The organism is Gordonia lacunae (genome assembly GCF_002149015.1).
Lineage (GTDB): Bacteria > Actinomycetota > Actinomycetes > Mycobacteriales > Mycobacteriaceae > Gordonia > Gordonia lacunae.
Map to the genome: position 1 here is coordinate 1 of NZ_NGFO01000054.1, position 17,350 is coordinate 17,350.

The following is a 17,350-nucleotide window of genomic DNA, read 5'->3' on the forward strand; positions in this document are numbered from 1 at the left end:
CGTCACCCCCGTCACCCCCGTCACCCCCATCAGCCCAGAAAGCGAACTCCCATGATCGACGTCTCGAACCTGCACACCGGCCTGTACATCGACGGCTCGTGGCGCAGCGCCGACGCCACCTTCACGACCACCAACCCGTCGACGGCGCAACCACTTTCCGAACTGGCAGCGGCCGACGCCGCGGACGTCGACGCGGCGGTCACAGCCGCGACCGCCGCGTTCCGCGGCGAGTGGGGTGCGCTCGCCCCGTCCCGCAAGGGTGCGCTGTTGAACCGGCTCGCCGATCTCGTGGAGCGCGACCTCGACCAACTCGCCGCGCTCGAGTCGCTCGACATGGGGCGTCCGCTCGGCATGAGTTCGGCACTGATGATCCCGAATCTGATCGCCACGCTCCGCTATTACGCGGGGTGGGCGGACAAGATCAACGGTGAGCTGATCGCCAACGACGGATACCTGGGCGGACCGGTTCCCACCCACGCGTACACGCGCCGCGAACCGATCGGCGTGATCGGCGCGATCATCCCGTGGAACGCGCCGCTGATGATCCTCGGATGGAAGCTGGCGCCCGCTCTCGCCGCCGGCAACACCATGGTCATCAAGCCCGCCGAGGACGCCTCACTGTCGGTGCTCCGACTCGCCGAACTCGTCGACGAGGCCGGCTTCCCGCCCGGAACGGTCAACGTGGTCACCGGTGTGGGCAGCGTGGCCGGCGCCGCCCTCTCCCGCCACCCGGGGGTCCGGAAGATCTCGTTCACCGGCTCCACCGAGACCGGCCGGACCATCCTGCGTGATTCCGCGGACACGTTCCGGCGCACCGCACTCGAGTTGGGCGGCAAAGCACCGCAGATCGTCTTCGAGGACGCCGATCTCGATGCCGCGATCCAGGGTTGCGCGATGGGCATGTTCTTCAACCAGGGCGAGGTCTGCGCGGCGGGGACCCGTGTTCTCGCTCACCGCAAGGTCTACGACGCGATCCTGGAGGGACTCACCGGTGCCGCACAGGCACAGGTTCTCGGCGACCCGTTCGACCCGTCCACGACGATGGGGCCGCTGGTCAACGCCCGCCAGCGGGACCGGGTCCTCGGGTTCCTGCAGACCGGCGCGGACGAGGGTGCCGAGGTCATCAGCGGCGGCGCGGCACCGGACTCCGCCGGGTTCTACGTGACGCCGACCGTCCTGGCCGGACGCAACGACATGACCGTCGCACGCGAGGAGATCTTCGGACCGGTCGGCGTGGTCATCCCGTTCGACACCGACGACGAGGCGCTGGCACTCGCCAACGACAACCAGTACGGACTGTCGGCGACCGTCTGGACCACCGACGTGTCCCGCGCGCACACCGTCGCCGCTCGCCTCGACGCGGGTGCGATCGGGGTCAACGGATGGTCGCCGCTGGCGCCGCAACTCCCGTGGGGCGGTGTCAAGGCGAGTGGGATCGGCCGCGAACTCGGGTACGAGGGCGTCCTCGCCTACACCGAGCCCAAGACGGTCACCGTCGTCCTCTGATCTCTCGTATCTCCCCAGCCATCGTCAAGGAGCAGTCATGACCCCCGATCCTCGACCCGCCGGCGACACGTCCGTCTCTCGCGCACCGGATTCCGGCCCAGTACCACGTCCGTCGGTCATCGTCATCGGAGCCGGCTTCGCCGGACTCACCGCGGCCCGCGAACTCGAGTCCGCCGGCATCGACGTCCGCGTCATCGAAGCCCGCGAACGCATCGGCGGGCGGGCGTGGACCGATGAACGACTGGGCGGTCACCCCCTGGAGATGGGCGCCACCTGGGTCCACTGGATGCAACCGTTCGTCTGGACCGAGATCACCCGGTACGCCCAGACCATCTATCCGAGCCCGGACATCGAGTCGGCGTACTGGGTGAGCGAGGGCGTCGTGCACTCCGGCACCGAACACGACCTCGACACCAAGCTGTCCCGGCTGCAGGAGACCATCGTCGACGGGTCGCGCGAGTTCTTCCCGTACCCACACGACCCGCTCGCGATCCTGCGCGATCCCCATACGAATCCCGAACTGCGCGAGCGCTTCCTGGCCGCCGACAAGGGCAGCGTCCTCGACTGTCTGTACAACGGCGACTTCACCCGGGAAGAGATCGATCTGGCCGATTCCTACTGGTCGGCCGGTTACCAGGGTCCGACGGCCACGGCTTCCCCGCTGATGGCCAAACATTGGGCGTCCCTGAGCGATCACCGCAGCTCCCTGATGGACGAGCAGACCCTGCGGTTCAAACTCACCAACGGGATGCGGGGCCTCTACGAGGCCATCGCCGGCGACCTGCGCGGTGAGATCACGCTCGGCACACCGGTGCTGTCGGTGGCGCACGATGACCGCGGCGCCCGGGTCACGCTGGCCGACGGCGAGGTCGTCGAGACCGACGCGGTGATCGTCACCGCACCGATCGGGGCGCTGCGCACCATCGAGTTCAGTCCCGCGTTGTCGGCCGAACAGACCGAACTCATCGCCTCCGGGACCAATTCGGTGGGTTTCAAGATCTGGATCAAGGTCGCCGGCCGCCACTCCGTCATCGCCGGAGCCCCCGGCCGGCATCCGATTTCGTTGCTGCGCAGCGAGTACTTCCTCGACGACGAGGACGCCACGATCCTGGTCGGCTTCGGTTCCGATCACACGGCCATCGACCTCGAAGACGTCGCCTCGGCACAGCAGGCGGTCGATGTGTGGCGCGCCGACCTGACGGTACTCGATTGCGGTGGTCATGACTGGGTGGCCGACCAGTGGTCCGGTCAGACCTGGGCGACACTCAAGTCGGGTCAGTTCTTCAACGGCTGGAGTCTGTTCCACGACTCCACCACGCGTCTGCACTTCGCGGGGGCCGACTTCGCGAAGGGCTGGAACGGCGTCGTGGTCGACGGCGCCATCGAATCCGGCATCACCACCGCACGAAAGGTGATGGCCGAACTGAGGTGAGCGTGCGGGCGACGGGTCCGCAGGCCGCTCCCCGGCTGTTAGCCTGCGACCATGCCGGAGCCGCCGCCGTTCAGTCCCACCGTCACGCTGCTCACCGTGGGTCGCGTCTGGGAGGCCGAGCTGGCGGCGGCGCTCAAACCGCTCGGCCTGACCCCGCGCAAATACGGTCTCCTGGGCCACATCCGGGGGACGCCCGGCATCTCGTTCAGCGAGCTGGCCCGGCGCTCGCGGATCACCGTGCAGAGCGCCCACACCGCGGTGTCCGGCTTTGTCGACGCCGGACTCGTCGACGACCGGACCGCGCACGCCGGCGCTGCGTCGACGCTGGGGATCACCGCGGCCGGCACGGATCTTCTCGCCCGGGCGGCGCAGCAGGTCACCCGTCTCGACGCCGAGTTCGCCGAGCGCCACCCCGGGCTCACCGCGGCCCTTGCCGAGCACTTCGAGGCCGTGGCGAGGTCCTGATCCGCGACCTTCAGCTAAACTGAAGGTTATGCGAGTTCGCCACTATCTCCGCCGTCCGCCGACCGTGCCCGCGGCCGAAGCGCTTCGCCTGGTCGCCGAGGGCGCCGTCGTCGTCGATGTGCGACGCGAGTTCGAATGGAATCGCGTCCACATCCCGGGCGCGGTGCACATGCCACTCGAGGCCCTGCCGGGGCGCTGCGCCGAACTCCCCGACGACCGGCTCCTCATCGCCTTCTGCACCGGCGGCATCAGATCCGCCGGTGCAGCGAACCTCCTCGTGGAGAACGGCTTCGAGGCCGTCAACATGAGCGGCGGCCTCATCGGCTGGCGGGCCGCCGGCGGTGCACTCGCCGAGTGAGGTGTGCGGGCGTGCCTCAGGCGTGCGCGTCGGCGAACGAGTCCAGACTGCTCGTCGCGTCGATGTACTCGGTGACCCACCGTTCGATCACCGCGGAGGTCTTCTCCACCTTGCGGAACTGACCGACCACCTGCCCGACGGGGTTGAAGGCGACGTCGATGCTCTCGTCGGGATACTTGTGCGTCGCGGCCACCGCCATGCCGGACACCATGTACTGCAGCGGCATTCCGAGCGGTTCGGGATTCTTCGGGTCCTCCCACGCCTCGGTCCAGTCGTTGCGGAGCATCCGGCACGGCTTGCCGGTGAACGACCGGCTCCGCACGGTGTCCCGGCTCGAGGCGTCGATGTAGGTCTGCTGCTGGACCGGGGTGTTCTCGGCCTCCTCGACCATGAGCCATTGCGATCCGGTCCAGGCACCCTGGGCACCCAGGGCCAGCGCGGCCGCGATCTGCTCGCCGCTACCGATACCGCCGGCGGCCAGAACCGGTACCGGCGCAACTTCTTTCACGACCTGCGGCCAGAGCACGATGGAACCCACCTCGCCGCAGTGACCGCCACCCTCGCCACCCTGGGCGATGATGATGTCGACGCCCGCGTCGGCGTGCTTGCGCGCTTGCTTCGGTGAACCGCAGAGCGCGGCCACCTTGCGACCCGCGGACTGGATCTTCTCGATCATGTCGGCGGGCGGCGTGCCGAGGGCGTTGGCGATCAGGGTGACCTTGGGATGCTGCAGTGCGATCTCGACCTGCGGGGTCGCGGTCGCCTCGGTCCAACCCAGGAGCTGCAGGGAGTTGTCACTGTCCTCGTTGAGCGGCACACCGTGGTCACGCAGGAGCTTGCGTCCGAAGTCGAGGGTCTCCGCCGGGACCATCGACTGCAGCATCGCGGTCAGTTCTTCGCCGGACATGTTCGAATCCATGCCCTCGTACTTGTTCGGGATGACGATGTCGACGCCGTAGGGACGGTCGCCGATGTGCTCGTCGATCCAGTTGAGCTCGATCTCGAGCTCCTCGGGGGTGAACCCGACCGCGCCGAGCACGCCGAACCCGCCCGCCTTGCTCACCGCGACCACCACGTCGCGGCAGTGGGTGAACGCGAAGATCGGGAACTCGATACCGAGGTCGTCACAGATCGGGGTGTGCATACAGGACTCCTCGCCCAGCCAGACGGTCATAATTAGAACGTGTTCTACTCTGGATACCAGGCGAGGGGGTCACGGACAAGCGTTCGAGGGAAACTCAGGCGGCTCCCGGCGCCGGGAGCGAAGCGAGCGGGCCGAATCAACCCGGCGCCGGGAGCGCAGCGAGCGGGCCGAAGCTACCCGGTCACTGCCCGTAGGGTTGCCGCGCCGTCTCCGGGTCGCCGTAGGTGATCGCCCGCTCCCGCCGACTGTCGGTGAGCAGCGTTGCACCCCAGGTCATCACGGTGCCCATCCGGTTGCGCACACCGGCCAGGAAGGCGATGTGGATGACACCCCACGCGACCCAGCCGAGGAATCCCGACAGCTGCAGCGGCCCCGACTGCACGATCGCGTGGCGACGCGCGATGTAGGCCGCCGTGCCGAGATCGCGGTACTTGAACGGGGACCGGTCCGTCTGCCCGGCAACGGTTTCGGCGATGACCGCGCCGGCGTGGCGACCGCCCTGCATGGCCACCTCGGCGACCCCTGGGAGGTCGCGGTAGGAGCTCATGTCACCGCAGACGAAGACGTCGGGGTGACCCGGCACAGAGAGGTCGGCCGCCACCGGTATCCGGCCACCGCGGTCCTGTTCGGCACCCAGTGCGCGGGCCAGCGTGGTGGCGAACGGGACGGCCTCGACACCGGTCGTCCACAGCGTCGTCCGCGCGGGATACGTCTGCTTGTCGCCGTCGGCCTTCCGGGTCGTCTCGACGTGGTCCTCCCCCACCCCGGTCACGTGTACGCCGAGGTGGGTCTCGACCCCGAGCTCGTCGAGCGTGCGTTGGGCACTCGCCGAGAGCCTGGCGGAGAACGACGGCAGCACCCGGTCGCCGCCGTGCAGGAGCAGCACCCGCGCCTGGGCCGGATCGATCGCATCGAACTCGCGCTCGAGCGCGAGCGTCGCGACCTCCCGGATCTGCCCCGCGAGCTCGACGCCGGTGGGCCCGCCGCCGGCCACCGCGAAGGTGAGCCAGGAGCGCTGCTCGTCCGGGTCGGTGATCGTCTCGGCCATCTCGAACGCGGCCATGATCTTGCGCCGGATCGACAGCGCGTCGTCGAGGGTCTTCATCCCCGGGGCGTGGGCGGCGAAGTCCTCGTTGCCGCGGTAGGCGGTGCGCATCCCGGCGGCGACCACGAGGTAGTCGTACGCGAGGTGGAAGGACGATCCGTCGATGCGGTCGACGGTCAGTTCGCGGGCGTCGACGTCGATGGCCGACGCCTCGCCGAGCACCACGTCGAGGTTCTTGTGCCGACGGGTCAGGTGACGGACCGGACTGGAGATCGCGCCCTCCGACAGCAGTCCGGTGGCGCACTGATAGAGCAGTGGCTGGAACAGATGACTGGTTCCGCGGTCGACGACGGTGACGTCGACCGGCTCGTTCTTGAGCCGGCGGACACAGTGCATGCCCGCGAATCCGGCGCCGATGACGACAACTCTGGGTCTCGAGGTGGCCATTGGGCCGATTGTTCCAGACATTCCCGCGTCTGCGGCGGGTGTTTACCGCCCGTGGCGTCGGGTACGCCCCGCGATGTGGAAGCCAGAATCTCGCTGTCGGTGAACGGTGCCGCCCATGACGTCGTCGTGGACACACGCACGACCCTGCTCGACGGCCTCCGCGACCGGCTGGGCATCTTCTCCCCCAAGAAGGGATGCGACCACGGGCAGTGCGGCTCCTGCACCGTGCTGGTCGACGGCCGCCGGATCGTCAGCTGCCTGTCGTTCGCGGTGGCCTACGAGGGCACCGCGATCGTGACCGCCGAGGGTCTGGGCGAGGGCGACGACCTGCACGAGATGCAGCAGGCGTTCATCGACGAGGACGCCTTCCAGTGCGGGTACTGCACCCCCGGCCAGCTGTGCTCGGCGGTCGGCATGCTCGACGAGGCCGAGCAGGGCCACCCGAGTCACGTCACCGAGGACCTCGACCCCTCGTCGGCCGATGACGCCGACAGCCTGGCCGACGACGAGATCCGAGAACGGATGAGCGGCAACCTCTGCCGCTGTGCGGCCTACCCGAACATCCTCGCCGCGATCCGACAGGTGGCCGATCGATGATCCCGTTCACCTACGACCGCGCGACCGATGTGGCCGGTGCCGTCGAGTTCCTGCGCGAGCACGACGGCGCGAGGCTCATCGCCGGGGGCACCAATCTCGTCGACCACATGAAGCTCGGCGTCGCCGATCCGACTGCCCTGCTGGACATCTCACGCCTCCCGCTCGACGGCATCACCGAGAATCCGGATGGTTCGCTGCGTCTGGGCGGCACTGCACGCAACGCCGACACCGCCGCCCACCCCCTGGTCCGGCACCGCTACCCCGTGCTGTCGCGCGCCCTGCTCTCGGGCGCGTCGCCACAACTGCGCAACCTCGCCACCAACGCGGGCAACCTGCTGCAGCGCACGCGGTGCGTGTACTTCCAGGACGTCACGACACCCTGCAACAAGCGGACGCCCGGCTCGGGTTGCTCGGCCATCGGCGGTTACACGCGGTACCACGCCATCCTGGGCGCCTCCGACGCCTGCGTGGCGACCCATCCCTCGGACATGGCCGTCGCCCTGACCGCGCTGGACGCACGCGTGGTGGTGCAGGGCCCCGACGGCGAGCGGGAGGTGGCCATCCTCGACCTGTACCGGCTCCCCGGCGAGCACCCCGAGCGGGACACGGTCCTCGAGCCACACGACGTCATCGTGGCCGTCGACGTGCCGCCTCCGCTGCCCCACTCGACGTCGACCTACCGCAAGGTCCGGGATCGTGCCTCCTACGCGTTCGCGCTCGTGTCCGTCGCCGCCGAGGTGAGCATGGACGGCGACGTGATCGGCGAGGCACGCATCGCGCTCGGCGGTGTCGCCCACAAACCCTGGCGAGCCGAACGCGCCGAATCCGTGGTGCGCGGACAGCGCCCCTCGGCCGAATTGTTCGCCGCGGCAGCCGATGCCGAACTGGGTGACGCGCGCGCCCTGGACGGCAACGAGTTCAAGGTGCCGCTCGCACGACGTACGCTCGTCGCCACCCTCCGGGAGCTGAGCACCCGATGACCGCCATCGGCACCTCGCACGCCCGGATCGACGGCGCCGACAAGGTCCGCGGCACCGCGCCGTACGCGTATGAGCACCTCACCGACGCGGTGTACCTGTGGCCGATCACCGCCCACGTCGCTCGTGGCCGCGTGACCGGATTCGACACCGGCGCAGCCGAGTCGACGCCAGGCGTCCTGCTGGTCCTCACCCACGAGAACGCGCCCCGGCTCGCGGACACCTCGAACGGCGACCTGACCATCCTGCAGTCGCCGGAGATCGCCTACCGCGGCCAGTTGATCGGCGCCGTCGTCGCCGAGAGCCCCGAGACGGCCCGTGCGGCCGCGGCGGCGGTGACCGTGACCTACGACCGAGACGACCACGACACCGAGTTCCGCGTCGACCACCCCGCCAGCTACCGCCCCGACCAGGTCAACGGCGGCTTCGAGCCGACCTCACTGGACGGCGACCCGGATCGCGTTCTCGACGAGGCGACCGGGGGATCCGCCGACCCGGGCGTCGTCACGATCGACGAGTGGTACTCGACGCCCGAAGAACACAACAACCCGATGGAGCCCCACACCGTCGTGGCCACGTGGCAGCCCGGGGACTCGACCCTGACGCTGTACGACTCGACCCAGTCGACGCAGGGTGTGGTGTCCTCGCTGGCCCCGGTGCTCGGACTCGAACCCGAGCAGATGAGGGTCGTCGCGCCGCACGTCGGCGGTGGATTCGGCTCCAAGGGGTCCCCTCATTCCCACGACGTGCTGGCCGCCTTCGCGGCGATGAGCCTGCCCGGGCGTCCGGTGAAGTTCGCCGTGACGCGGCAGCAGATGTTCGTCTATGTCGGACACCGCTCGCCCACACGGTCACGGATCCGGCTCGCGGCCGACCGCAACGGCCACCTCACCGCCCTGATTCACGAAGCGCACACCCACAGCGCGCACGCCAAGGAGTTCGCCGAGCAGGCCGCGGTCACCTCCAGGACGATGTATGCCGCCGAGAACCGCCGGACCGATCACCACGTCGTCCCGCTGGACGTGCCGGTTCCGTTCTGGATGCGCGCACCCGGTGAGGCGCCGGGGATGTTCGCCGGCGAAGTCGCCATGGACGAACTCGCGCACGCGATCGGTATCGACCCGATCGAGCTGCGCGTGCGCAACGAACCGCCCGCCGACCCCGAGACGGGCAACCCGTGGTCGTCGAGGCGACTCCTGGACTGCCTCCGCGAGGGCGCCGATCGATTCGGCTGGGACCGGCGTTCGGCCGAACCCGGGTCCCGGCGCGACGGCCGGCACCTCGTCGGCCTGGGTGTCGCCTCGTCCACCTATCCCCACATGGTGCAGCCGGGAAACGAGGCGTCGATAACCCACCGCTCCGGACGCTACTCGGTGCGGATCGCCGCCACCGACATCGGCACCGGCGCCTGGACGACCCTGTTGCTCATCGCCGCCGACGCGCTCGGGGTCCCCACCGACGTGGTCGACATCGAGATCGGCGACAGCGCGCTGCCGAGCGCAACCGTCGCCGGCGGCTCGTCGGGCACCTCGTCCTGGGGGTCGGCGATCGTCACCGCCGCGCATCAGTTCCGCGCGCGATTCGGCGACGATCCGCCCGAGGGCGCCGAGCTCAGCGCCGAAGCAGCCGACAACCCCGATCTCGAGAAGTTCACCGTGGCCTCGTTCGGCGCGCACTTCGTCGAGGTCCGCGTCGACGTGGACACCGGCGAGATCCGGATCCCGCGCATGCTCGGGGTCTTCTCCATCGGGCGTGCCATCAATCCCCGGACCGTCCGCTCGCAGCTCATCGGCGGCATGACCTTCGGCATCTCGATGGCGCTGCACGAGGAGAGCGTTCGCGATCACCGCTTCGGGCACGTGGTCACTCAGGACCTCGCCGAGTATCACATCCCCGTGCACGCCGACATCGTGGACGTCGACGCGATCTGTCTCGACGACCGCGACGAGCACGCCACCCCGATGGGTTCTCGCGGCGCCGGTGAGATCGGCATCGTGGGCAGCGCCGCGGCGGTGGTCAACGCGATCCACAACGCCACCGGAGTGCGGGTCCGTGACCTACCGGCGCACCTCGACGACCTGCTCGTCGGGCTGCCCGACCAGTAGTCGGCGGGGTCGGTCGGTGAAGGTTCAGGCTGCGCCGGGGTAGCTGGACCACCCCGGTGAGGGCGACAGCGACGGCCACGGGTCGGTGCCGGCCGTCGGCAGCCAGTGCGGCATTCCCGCCGGGATCATTGCCGCACAGGCCTTCTGGTCTGCCGTCGGGGTCGGATACAGCGCCGCGAAGTCGTAGCGGGAGGTGAACCACCCGCCGAACACATCGGCGCCCGGGGTCCGTTCGCCGCCGCGCGGCGCGGCCGCGGGATCGTCCCCGACCCGCCGGATGTCGATCTCGACCGGTCGCGGGGTGTCGAAGCCGACAGTCCACTCACCGTTGTGCTGCACGGATCGATATCCGTGGCGACACAGCACGATTCGGGCCGATCCGGTGTCGTCGACGCGGCGCAGCGCACGGTAGAAGGCGGTGCCGACCTCGCGCCCCGACGTCGACAGGTCCGCGGGATAGGCCGTCACCATCTGATCGATGTTGGACGGCGCGGCCTCGGCGAACCCGGGGTACCCCCACCGCGCCGACCGGCCGGCATTGGCCAGCTCGAAGGACTCGGTGAAGGCGCGGACGAACGTGCCTTCGGCCGACTGCGGGTCGAGGACGCCGGTGGCGGTCCATCGGAAGGTGGTGTCGAATCCGGGCGGCAGATGCGCGTCCTCGGCCGACCGCGGCACCGGCGGGCCGGTGACATCGGGACCGGTCGCGCACGCGGCGAGCCCCGCCCCCAGAACGAACGCGGCGATGATCGCGGAGAGGCGTCGACGACGATGGTGCGCCACGGCGATCACCCGCTTCGAGGGAGTGCGGTCCGTTACCCGGCTATGTCTGCACCCTAGACATGGACGCTTGTCCCACGTGGGATCCCCGTGCACCGGATCGGCGACGAGAAGGTCTCGAAATGGGCACGCTCGCCGGCATCAGGGCTGCTCGTCGATGTCCTCGCCCGCCGCCAGGTCGCCGCACTCGACGGGGGTCACCGCCCGGGACCGGAGATACACCTGAGCACCCACGTCACCGCCGACCACACGCAGCGCGGGTCCGAAATGGTCGGCTCCGAGGTACACCGGGTGCCCCGGACGGCCGTCGAAGACCGCTCGCGCCAGCCCTGCTCGCTCGCCCGCGACCGCATCGAGGAGCCGTGCGGTGATCTCCGGGCCGCTGTCGGGGGTGTCCACCACATGCACCGCCAGCCCCGCCGCGTCCGATCGTGCCAAGGCCCACCGCAGGGCCGCCGACACCGTGGCGCCGACACCGTCGGCCCAGTCCTCGACGACCAGCGCCTCGGCGCCGGCCGGCGGTTCGACGACCGCGGCCCCCATGGCGACCGTCACCTCGGCGCAACCGCCGTCACGCAACGTCGCGACCGCACGCTCGAGCCACCGTCCGTCGTCCGCCAGGATCTTGGGCTTCCCGTACCGGGTGCCCGCCCCGGCGGCGAGCACCACACCGAGGACCCGACCCGGCGATCGCTGCGCGCGACGTGGCGCGGTGGCGTCGGTCATCGCTCCATCTTCCACGCGACGGCCGCGGGCGGTCCTCCTAGGCTGGTGTCCATGCTCCTCAACGAGATGGACGACGACGCGGCGCGGTCGGCGCTACACGCCTGCTGCGCCTCGACGGCCTGGATCGAGCGCATGATGCGCGCGCGGCCCTTTCGCGATGTACCCGCGGTGCTCGATGCCGCCGACCGGGCGCTGTCCGAGATCTCGGAGGACGACCTCGACGAGGCACTCGCCGGGCATCCCCGGATCGGCGACCGGCCGGACAACGCCTCGTCGGCGCTCGAGCAGGCCGGTGTGGCAGGGTCGGCGGCACCGGTGCTCGCCCGATTGCGGGAGCGAAACGCGTCCTATGAGCAACGGTTCGGGCACGTCTACCTGGTCTTCGCGAACGGCCGCCCCGCCGACGAACTGCTCGCCATCCTCGACCGGCGGATGACCAACGACGCCGCGACCGAACGGCGTGTCGTGCGCCGGGAACTGGCGAAGATCAACCACGCCCGCCTGCTCCGTATGCTGTCGACCGAGCGCACCGCCGACGAAGGGGTTTCGAGATGACCGGACTGTCCACACACGTCCTCGACGCGGTGTCCGGGGCGCCCGCCGTCGGGGTCGAGGTCTCGCTCCAGGATGCGTCGGGAACGCAATTGGCCGCCGGCACGACCGATTCGGACGGTCGCATCACCCAGGTGAACCCCAAGACCCTCGTCCCGGGGATCTACCATCTCGTCTTCGACACCGGCAACTGGTTCGCCGACAACGACATCAAGGGTTTCTATCCCGAGATCGACATCTGCTTCGAGATCGATGACCCCGCGCGCCATCATCACGTGCCGATTCTGTTGAGCCCCTTCGCCTATTCGACGTATCGGGGTAGCTGACCGGCGGCGGGGCACCCGCCCCGCCGCCGGAGCGTCAGCGGATCTCGATCAGCAGATCCCCCGGTGCGACCTGGGTGACCTGACCGATGGCCAGACGCGTCACCTTGCCCGCTACCGGCGCGGTGATCGCCGCCTCCATCTTCATCGCCTCGATGGTGCCGATGGTGGCACCGACCGCCACCTCGTCGCCGACGTCGACCGACAGCGACACGACGCCGGCGAACGGGGCACCGACGTGGTGCGGGTCGGACCGGTCCGCTTTCTCCGCCGACGCGACGGCCGAGTCGATGGCGTGGTCACGCACCGCGATCGGACGCAACTGACCGTTCAGGACACACATCACGGTTCGCATGCCCTGCTCGTCCGGCTCGCTGATCGCTTCGAGACCGATGAGCAGTTCGACGCCGGGTTCGAGTTCGACGCGGTGTTCCTCGCCGTAACGCAGACCGTAGAAGAACTGGTTCGCCGACAGCGTCGAGGTGTTGCCGTAGGCCTCGTAGTGCTCCTCGAATTCCTTGGCGGGACCCGGGAAAAGCAGGTGATTGAGCCGCACCTGGCGGTCGCGTCCCGGCTTGTCGAGGATGGCCTCGTCGTCGGCGGAGAGTTCGGTGACCTCCGGTGCCGGTGCCCGGCCCTGCAGCGCCAGGGTCCGCAGCGGCTCGGGCCAGCCACCGGGCGGATCACCCAGCTCGCCCCGCAGGAACCCGATGACCGAATCCGGGATGTCGTAGGACGCCGGGTCGGCCGCGAAGTCGGACGCGGTGATCCCGCGGCCGACCAGGGCGAGCGCGAGATCGCCGACGACCTTCGACGACGGGGTCACCTTGACCAACCGGCCGAGCATCGAATCGGCCGCGGCATAAGCCTGCTCGACCGCCTCGAAACGGTTGCCCAGGCCGAGGGAGATGGCCTGCTGCCGCAGGTTGGACAGCTGACCGCCGGGGATCTCGTGCGAGTAGACCCGGCCGGTCGGCGCTGGGAGGCCGGATTCGAACGGCGAGTACACCTTTCGCAGCGCCTCCCAGTACGGTTCGAGATCGCACACCCGCGCGAGATCGATACCACTGTCCCGCTCGGTGTGTGCGGTCGCGGCGACGATCGCCGACAGCGGCGGCTGGCTCGTCGTACCCGCCAGCGCGGCACTCGCGCCGTCGACGGCGTCGGCACCCGCCTGCCACGCGGCCATGTAGGTCGCGAGCTGCCCGCCGGGGGTGTCGTGGGTGTGCACGTGGATCGGCAGATCGAACTCACGGCGCAGCGCCGACACCAGGGTGGTCGCCGCGGGAGCGCGGAGCAGGCCCGCCATGTCCTTGATCGCCAGGACGTGGGCGCCGGCCGCCACGATCTGTTCGGCCAGCCGAAGGTAGTAGTCGAGCGTGTAGAGGTCCTCGGCCGGGTCGGACAGGTCGCCGGTGTAGCTCATCGCCACCTCGGCGACCGCCGTGCCGGTCTCGCGGACCGCGTCGATCGCGGGCCGCATCGCCTCGATGTTGTTGAGCGCGTCGAAGATGCGGAAGATGTCGATCCCGACGTCGGTCGCCTCGGAGACGAACGCGGTCGTCACCTTGGTCGGATACGGGGTGTACCCGACGGTGTTGGCGCCGCGCAGCAACATCTGCAGACAGATGTTGGGGATGGCTTCGCGCAACTGCGCCAGACGATCCCACGGGTCTTCCTTCAGGAAGCGCAGTGCCACATCATAGGTCGCGCCGCCCCAGCACTCGACGGAGAGGAGTTCGGGGGTCAGCGCCGCGACGTACGGCGCCACGTTGAGCAGCCCGTTGGTACGTACCCGCGTGGCGAGCAGGGACTGGTGCGCGTCGCGGAACGTCGTGTCGGTGATGCCCAGTCGCGGATTCTCGCGCAGATCACGGGCGAAACCCTCCGGACCGAGCTCCAGCAACCGCTGCCGCGAGCCGTTCGGCGGCGAGGCGAGCACCGAGCGCTCGACGGTGGGCAGCTTGTCCCGCGGGTACACCGTGGTGGGCCGCTCGCCGTGCGGCTTGTTCACGGTCACGTCGGCCAGGTACGAGAGGATCTTGGTGCCGCGGTCGGCTGACGAGCGCGAGGTCAGCAGACCCGGCCGCTCGTCGATGAACGAGGTGGTGACGCGACCGGCGCGGAAGTCCGGATCGTCGAGCACGGCCTGCAGGAACGGGATGTTGGTCGCGACCCCGCGGATCCGGAACTCCGCCACCGCGCGACGCGCGCGCCGCACCGCCGTCGGGAAGTCCCGTCCGCGACAGGTCAGCTTGACCAGCATCGAGTCGAAGTGGCCGCTGACCTCGGCACCGAGGTTCGCGCCGCCGTCGAGCCGGACACCGGCGCCGCCGGGGCTGCGGTAGGCGGTGATGCGCCCGACATCGGGCCGAAAGCCGTTGGCGGGGTCCTCGGTGGTGATCCGGCACTGCAGGGCGGCGCCGCGGATGCGGATCGACTCCTGGGCCAGTCCGAGATCGTCGAGCGACTCCCCCGACGCGATGCGCAGCTGCGCGCTGACGAGGTCGACGTCGGTGATCTCCTCGGTGACCGTGTGTTCGACCTGGATACGCGGATTCATCTCGATGAACACATGGCGTCCCTGCTCGTCGAGGAGGAACTCGACCGTGCCCGCACACGAGTAGCCGATGGACCGGGCGAAAGTCACTGCATCCGAGCAGATCTGCTCACGGAGCTCGTCGGAGAGGTTCGGTGCCGGCGCGAGCTCGATCACCTTCTGGTGGCGGCGCTGCAGGCTGCAGTCGCGCTCGTAGAGGTGGATGACATTGCCGTGGGTGTCGGCGAGGATCTGGACCTCGATGTGCCGCGGGTTGACCACCGCCTGCTCCAGGAACACCGTCGCATCACCGAACGCGGCCTCGGCCTCGCGCGACGCGGCGGCGATGGCCTCGGCGAGATCGGCACGCTCCTCGACGCGACGCATCCCGCGCCCGCCGCCACCGGCGACCGCCTTCACGAAGACCGGGAACTGCATGTCCTCGGCCGCGGCGAGTAGTTCGTCGGGATCGGACGACGGCTCCGAGCTCGCGAGAACGGGGATGCCCGCCGCCTTCGCCGCGGCCACCGCGGTCGCCTTGTTGCCGGTCATCTCCAGGATGCCGGCGCTCGGGCCCACGAAGGTGATGCCCGCCTCCGCACACGCGGCGGCCAGACCCTGGTTCTCCGACAGGAACCCGTAACCGGGGTAGATCGCGTCGGCGCCACAGCGAACCGCCGCGCTGACGACCTCGTCGACGGACAGGTATGCCCGTACCGGATGACCCGGGACCCCGATCTGGTAGGACTCGTCGGCCTTCAACCGGTGCACGGAGTTGCGATCCTCGTACGGGAAGATCGCGACTGTACGCGCACCCAGTTCGTAGGCGGCGCGGAATGCGCGGATGGCGATCTCGCCGCGGTTGGCGACCAGAACCTTGTCGAACATCGTGGTGTTCTCTTTCTCTCACGCCTGCGCCGGTCCGGCGCGTGCTCAGCGACTCGCACAATCGCGGTGGAGATCGCGCGAACAAACCCCCGACGGACACGGTTCGACGTAGGTGCCCCGACGACGCCGACCCGTTCTCCACGGGCAGTTCACGTCGTGATCCTACTCACCGAGACCGGCCGACCGGCCACCCCCTCACACTGTCTTCGGCGCCTTCGGAAAGGGCACTCGCCACCGCATTCCGGATCGTCTGAAACGTCCCGTCACGGGGGTGCGGCAATCCCTGCGAAGGGGCCGAAAACATTGCCGCGCAATGTACGTGGCACTCATTGCGGCAGTGTTGAGAAATACTCTCCAGAGCCATTCGACAATGAGAGATCCGCCGTGGCGGCAATTCGGGAATGCCGATCGATCGCTCCCTCGGAATGCCGACCGATCGTTCCGTCCCGAGCGCGCTTTGGCCGGGACCGGCAGACGGGATTAGCGTCATCCCGACCACTCGACAGGAAGGTGCGCTCGTGGGCTTCACCCGCTACGTCGCATTGGGCGATTCGTTCACCGAAGGCGTCGGCGACCCGGATCCGACCCGACCCAACGGTGTCCGCGGTTGGGCCGACCGCGTCGCCGAACAGCTCGCCGCGTCGGCGGACGGGGCAGACTTCGCGTATGCGAACCTGGCCATCCGCGGCCGGTTGCTCGACGCGGTGATCGCCGAGCAGGTGGGTCCGGCCATCGATCTCGACCCCGACCTCGTCACCATCTATGCCGGCGGGAACGACCTCATGCGTCCGTCGCTTGACATCGACAGGATGATCGCGCGGTACGACACCGCACTCGGCGACCTCGCCGCGACCGGCGCCACCCTCGTCGTCTTCACCGCCTACGACACCGGATGGGCGCCCGTCTTCCGGATGCTGCGCGGGCGCATCGCGGTCTACAACGAACTCGTCCGCGCGGTCGCCGAGCGCCACGGCGCACTGATCTGCGACTTCTGGCGCATGCCCGGATACGACGACTACCGCATGTGGGACACCGACCGCCTGCACATGTCCCCGCTCGGCCATGCGCACATGTCGAGCCGGGTCCTCGACCTCCTCGGGATCGAGCACGACCTCACCCCCGAGACCTTGGCCGCCGCCGCGGTCGCGACCCGCCGGGAGCAGCGACGGCAGAACGCCGAGTGGGCGCGGACGTTCCTGGGGCCATGGGTGATGCGTCGTATCCGCGGCGTCTCGTCGGGTGACGGCCTCACCCCACGCTGGCCGCAACCCGTCGGCGCCGCCGAGCTCGGGTAGCGGGGCTCGCCTGCCGGTCCGTCCCGTTCAGGCGGACGCGAACGTCTGCATCGGCGACCCGCGCGATATCCTGATCGTTCGGAGGTGTGAACAATCGATGATCGGAACCAGCGGGATGACGGCGTGACCAGCCGCACCGACGCCGACGGAACGACGGACAGTACCCCGGAC

General features: G+C 69.4%; 15 protein-coding genes. 10 read left to right on the forward strand and 5 right to left on the reverse strand.

Features of this window, described 5'->3' with window-relative positions:
- Positions 1-51 precede the first annotated feature (51 nt).
- The 4 genes from CA982_RS25175 to CA982_RS25190 are packed head-to-tail and all read left to right on the forward strand — an operon-like array spanning position 52 to position 3,761.
- A complete protein-coding gene (locus tag CA982_RS25175) occupies positions 52-1,506 on the forward strand; it encodes an aldehyde dehydrogenase family protein (RefSeq protein WP_086537839.1) in 1,455 nt (484 codons plus the stop codon).
- A gap of 37 nt (positions 1,507-1,543) precedes the next feature.
- Positions 1,544-2,938 (forward strand): NAD(P)/FAD-dependent oxidoreductase, encoded by a 1,395-nt coding sequence (locus CA982_RS25180; RefSeq protein ID WP_244176503.1) that lies wholly within the window; start codon positions 1,544-1,546, stop codon positions 2,936-2,938.
- A gap of 51 nt (positions 2,939-2,989) precedes the next feature.
- Positions 2,990-3,403, forward strand: coding sequence for a MarR family winged helix-turn-helix transcriptional regulator (locus tag CA982_RS25185; protein ID WP_086537840.1), 414 nt, complete (start codon positions 2,990-2,992; stop codon positions 3,401-3,403).
- Between the two features lie 28 nt (positions 3,404-3,431).
- A complete protein-coding gene (locus CA982_RS25190; RefSeq protein WP_086537841.1) occupies positions 3,432-3,761 on the forward strand; it encodes a rhodanese-like domain-containing protein in 330 nt (109 codons plus the stop codon).
- A 16-nt stretch (positions 3,762-3,777) separates the two neighbouring features.
- Here CA982_RS25190 and CA982_RS25195 read toward each other — a convergent pair whose 3' ends face one another.
- Together CA982_RS25195 and CA982_RS25200 are read right to left on the reverse strand one after the other, a co-directional pair.
- The gene (locus CA982_RS25195; protein WP_086537851.1) at positions 3,778-4,905 is read right to left on the reverse strand and encodes a nitronate monooxygenase; all 1,128 of its coding nucleotides are present in this window, start codon (positions 4,903-4,905) and stop codon (positions 3,778-3,780) included.
- A gap of 181 nt (positions 4,906-5,086) precedes the next feature.
- Positions 5,087-6,397: an NAD(P)/FAD-dependent oxidoreductase gene (locus tag CA982_RS25200; protein ID WP_086537842.1), complete on the reverse strand. Its 1,311-nt coding sequence runs from the start codon at positions 6,395-6,397 to the stop codon at positions 5,087-5,089.
- A 75-nt stretch (positions 6,398-6,472) separates the two neighbouring features.
- Between CA982_RS25200 and CA982_RS25205 the strand changes: the two genes are divergently transcribed.
- From CA982_RS25205 to CA982_RS25215, 3 genes are read left to right on the forward strand one after another with little or no spacing between them, the layout of a single operon-like run.
- Positions 6,473-6,994 carry a 2Fe-2S iron-sulfur cluster-binding protein gene (locus CA982_RS25205; protein WP_208618127.1) on the forward strand — a complete coding sequence of 174 codons (522 nt, stop codon included), beginning with the start codon at positions 6,473-6,475 and terminating at the stop codon, positions 6,992-6,994.
- The gene (locus tag CA982_RS25210; RefSeq protein WP_086537843.1) at positions 6,991-7,974 is read left to right on the forward strand and encodes an FAD binding domain-containing protein; all 984 of its coding nucleotides are present in this window, start codon (positions 6,991-6,993) and stop codon (positions 7,972-7,974) included. The genes CA982_RS25205 and CA982_RS25210 overlap by 4 nt, the downstream gene beginning before the upstream one ends.
- Positions 7,971-10,076, forward strand: a complete 2,106-nt coding sequence (locus CA982_RS25215; protein ID WP_086537844.1) for a xanthine dehydrogenase family protein molybdopterin-binding subunit — start codon at positions 7,971-7,973, stop codon at positions 10,074-10,076. The genes CA982_RS25210 and CA982_RS25215 overlap by 4 nt, the downstream gene beginning before the upstream one ends.
- A 24-nt stretch (positions 10,077-10,100) precedes the next feature.
- Here CA982_RS25215 and CA982_RS25220 read toward each other — a convergent pair whose 3' ends face one another.
- Both CA982_RS25220 and CA982_RS25225 read right to left on the reverse strand, forming a co-directional pair.
- Positions 10,101-10,868 (reverse strand): hypothetical protein, encoded by a 768-nt coding sequence (locus CA982_RS25220; protein WP_086537845.1) that lies wholly within the window; start codon positions 10,866-10,868, stop codon positions 10,101-10,103.
- Positions 10,869-10,997: 129 nt separating this feature from the next.
- Positions 10,998-11,582: a nucleotidyltransferase family protein gene (locus tag CA982_RS25225; RefSeq protein WP_086537846.1), complete on the reverse strand. Its 585-nt coding sequence runs from the start codon at positions 11,580-11,582 to the stop codon at positions 10,998-11,000.
- Positions 11,583-11,633: 51 nt separating this feature from the next.
- On the opposite strand from CA982_RS25225, the gene uraD reads away from it, so the two are divergent.
- Positions 11,634-12,137: a 2-oxo-4-hydroxy-4-carboxy-5-ureidoimidazoline decarboxylase gene (gene uraD / locus CA982_RS25230; protein ID WP_086537847.1), complete on the forward strand. Its 504-nt coding sequence runs from the start codon at positions 11,634-11,636 to the stop codon at positions 12,135-12,137.
- Positions 12,134-12,460, forward strand: a complete 327-nt coding sequence (gene uraH, locus CA982_RS25235; RefSeq protein WP_086537848.1) for a hydroxyisourate hydrolase — start codon at positions 12,134-12,136, stop codon at positions 12,458-12,460. The genes uraD and uraH overlap by 4 nt, the downstream gene beginning before the upstream one ends.
- A 34-nt stretch (positions 12,461-12,494) precedes the next feature.
- Here the strand turns inward: uraH and CA982_RS25240 are convergent, their stop codons facing one another.
- Entirely contained in the window at positions 12,495-15,884 is a 3,390-nt protein-coding gene (locus tag CA982_RS25240) for a pyruvate carboxylase (protein ID WP_086537849.1), read from the reverse strand.
- 518 nt (positions 15,885-16,402) lie between these two features.
- Between CA982_RS25240 and CA982_RS25245 the strand changes: the two genes are divergently transcribed.
- Complete coding sequence (locus tag CA982_RS25245) at positions 16,403-17,179, forward strand: SGNH/GDSL hydrolase family protein (RefSeq protein WP_086537853.1); 777 nt, start codon at positions 16,403-16,405, stop codon at positions 17,177-17,179.
- Positions 17,180-17,350: the final 171 nt, after the last annotated feature.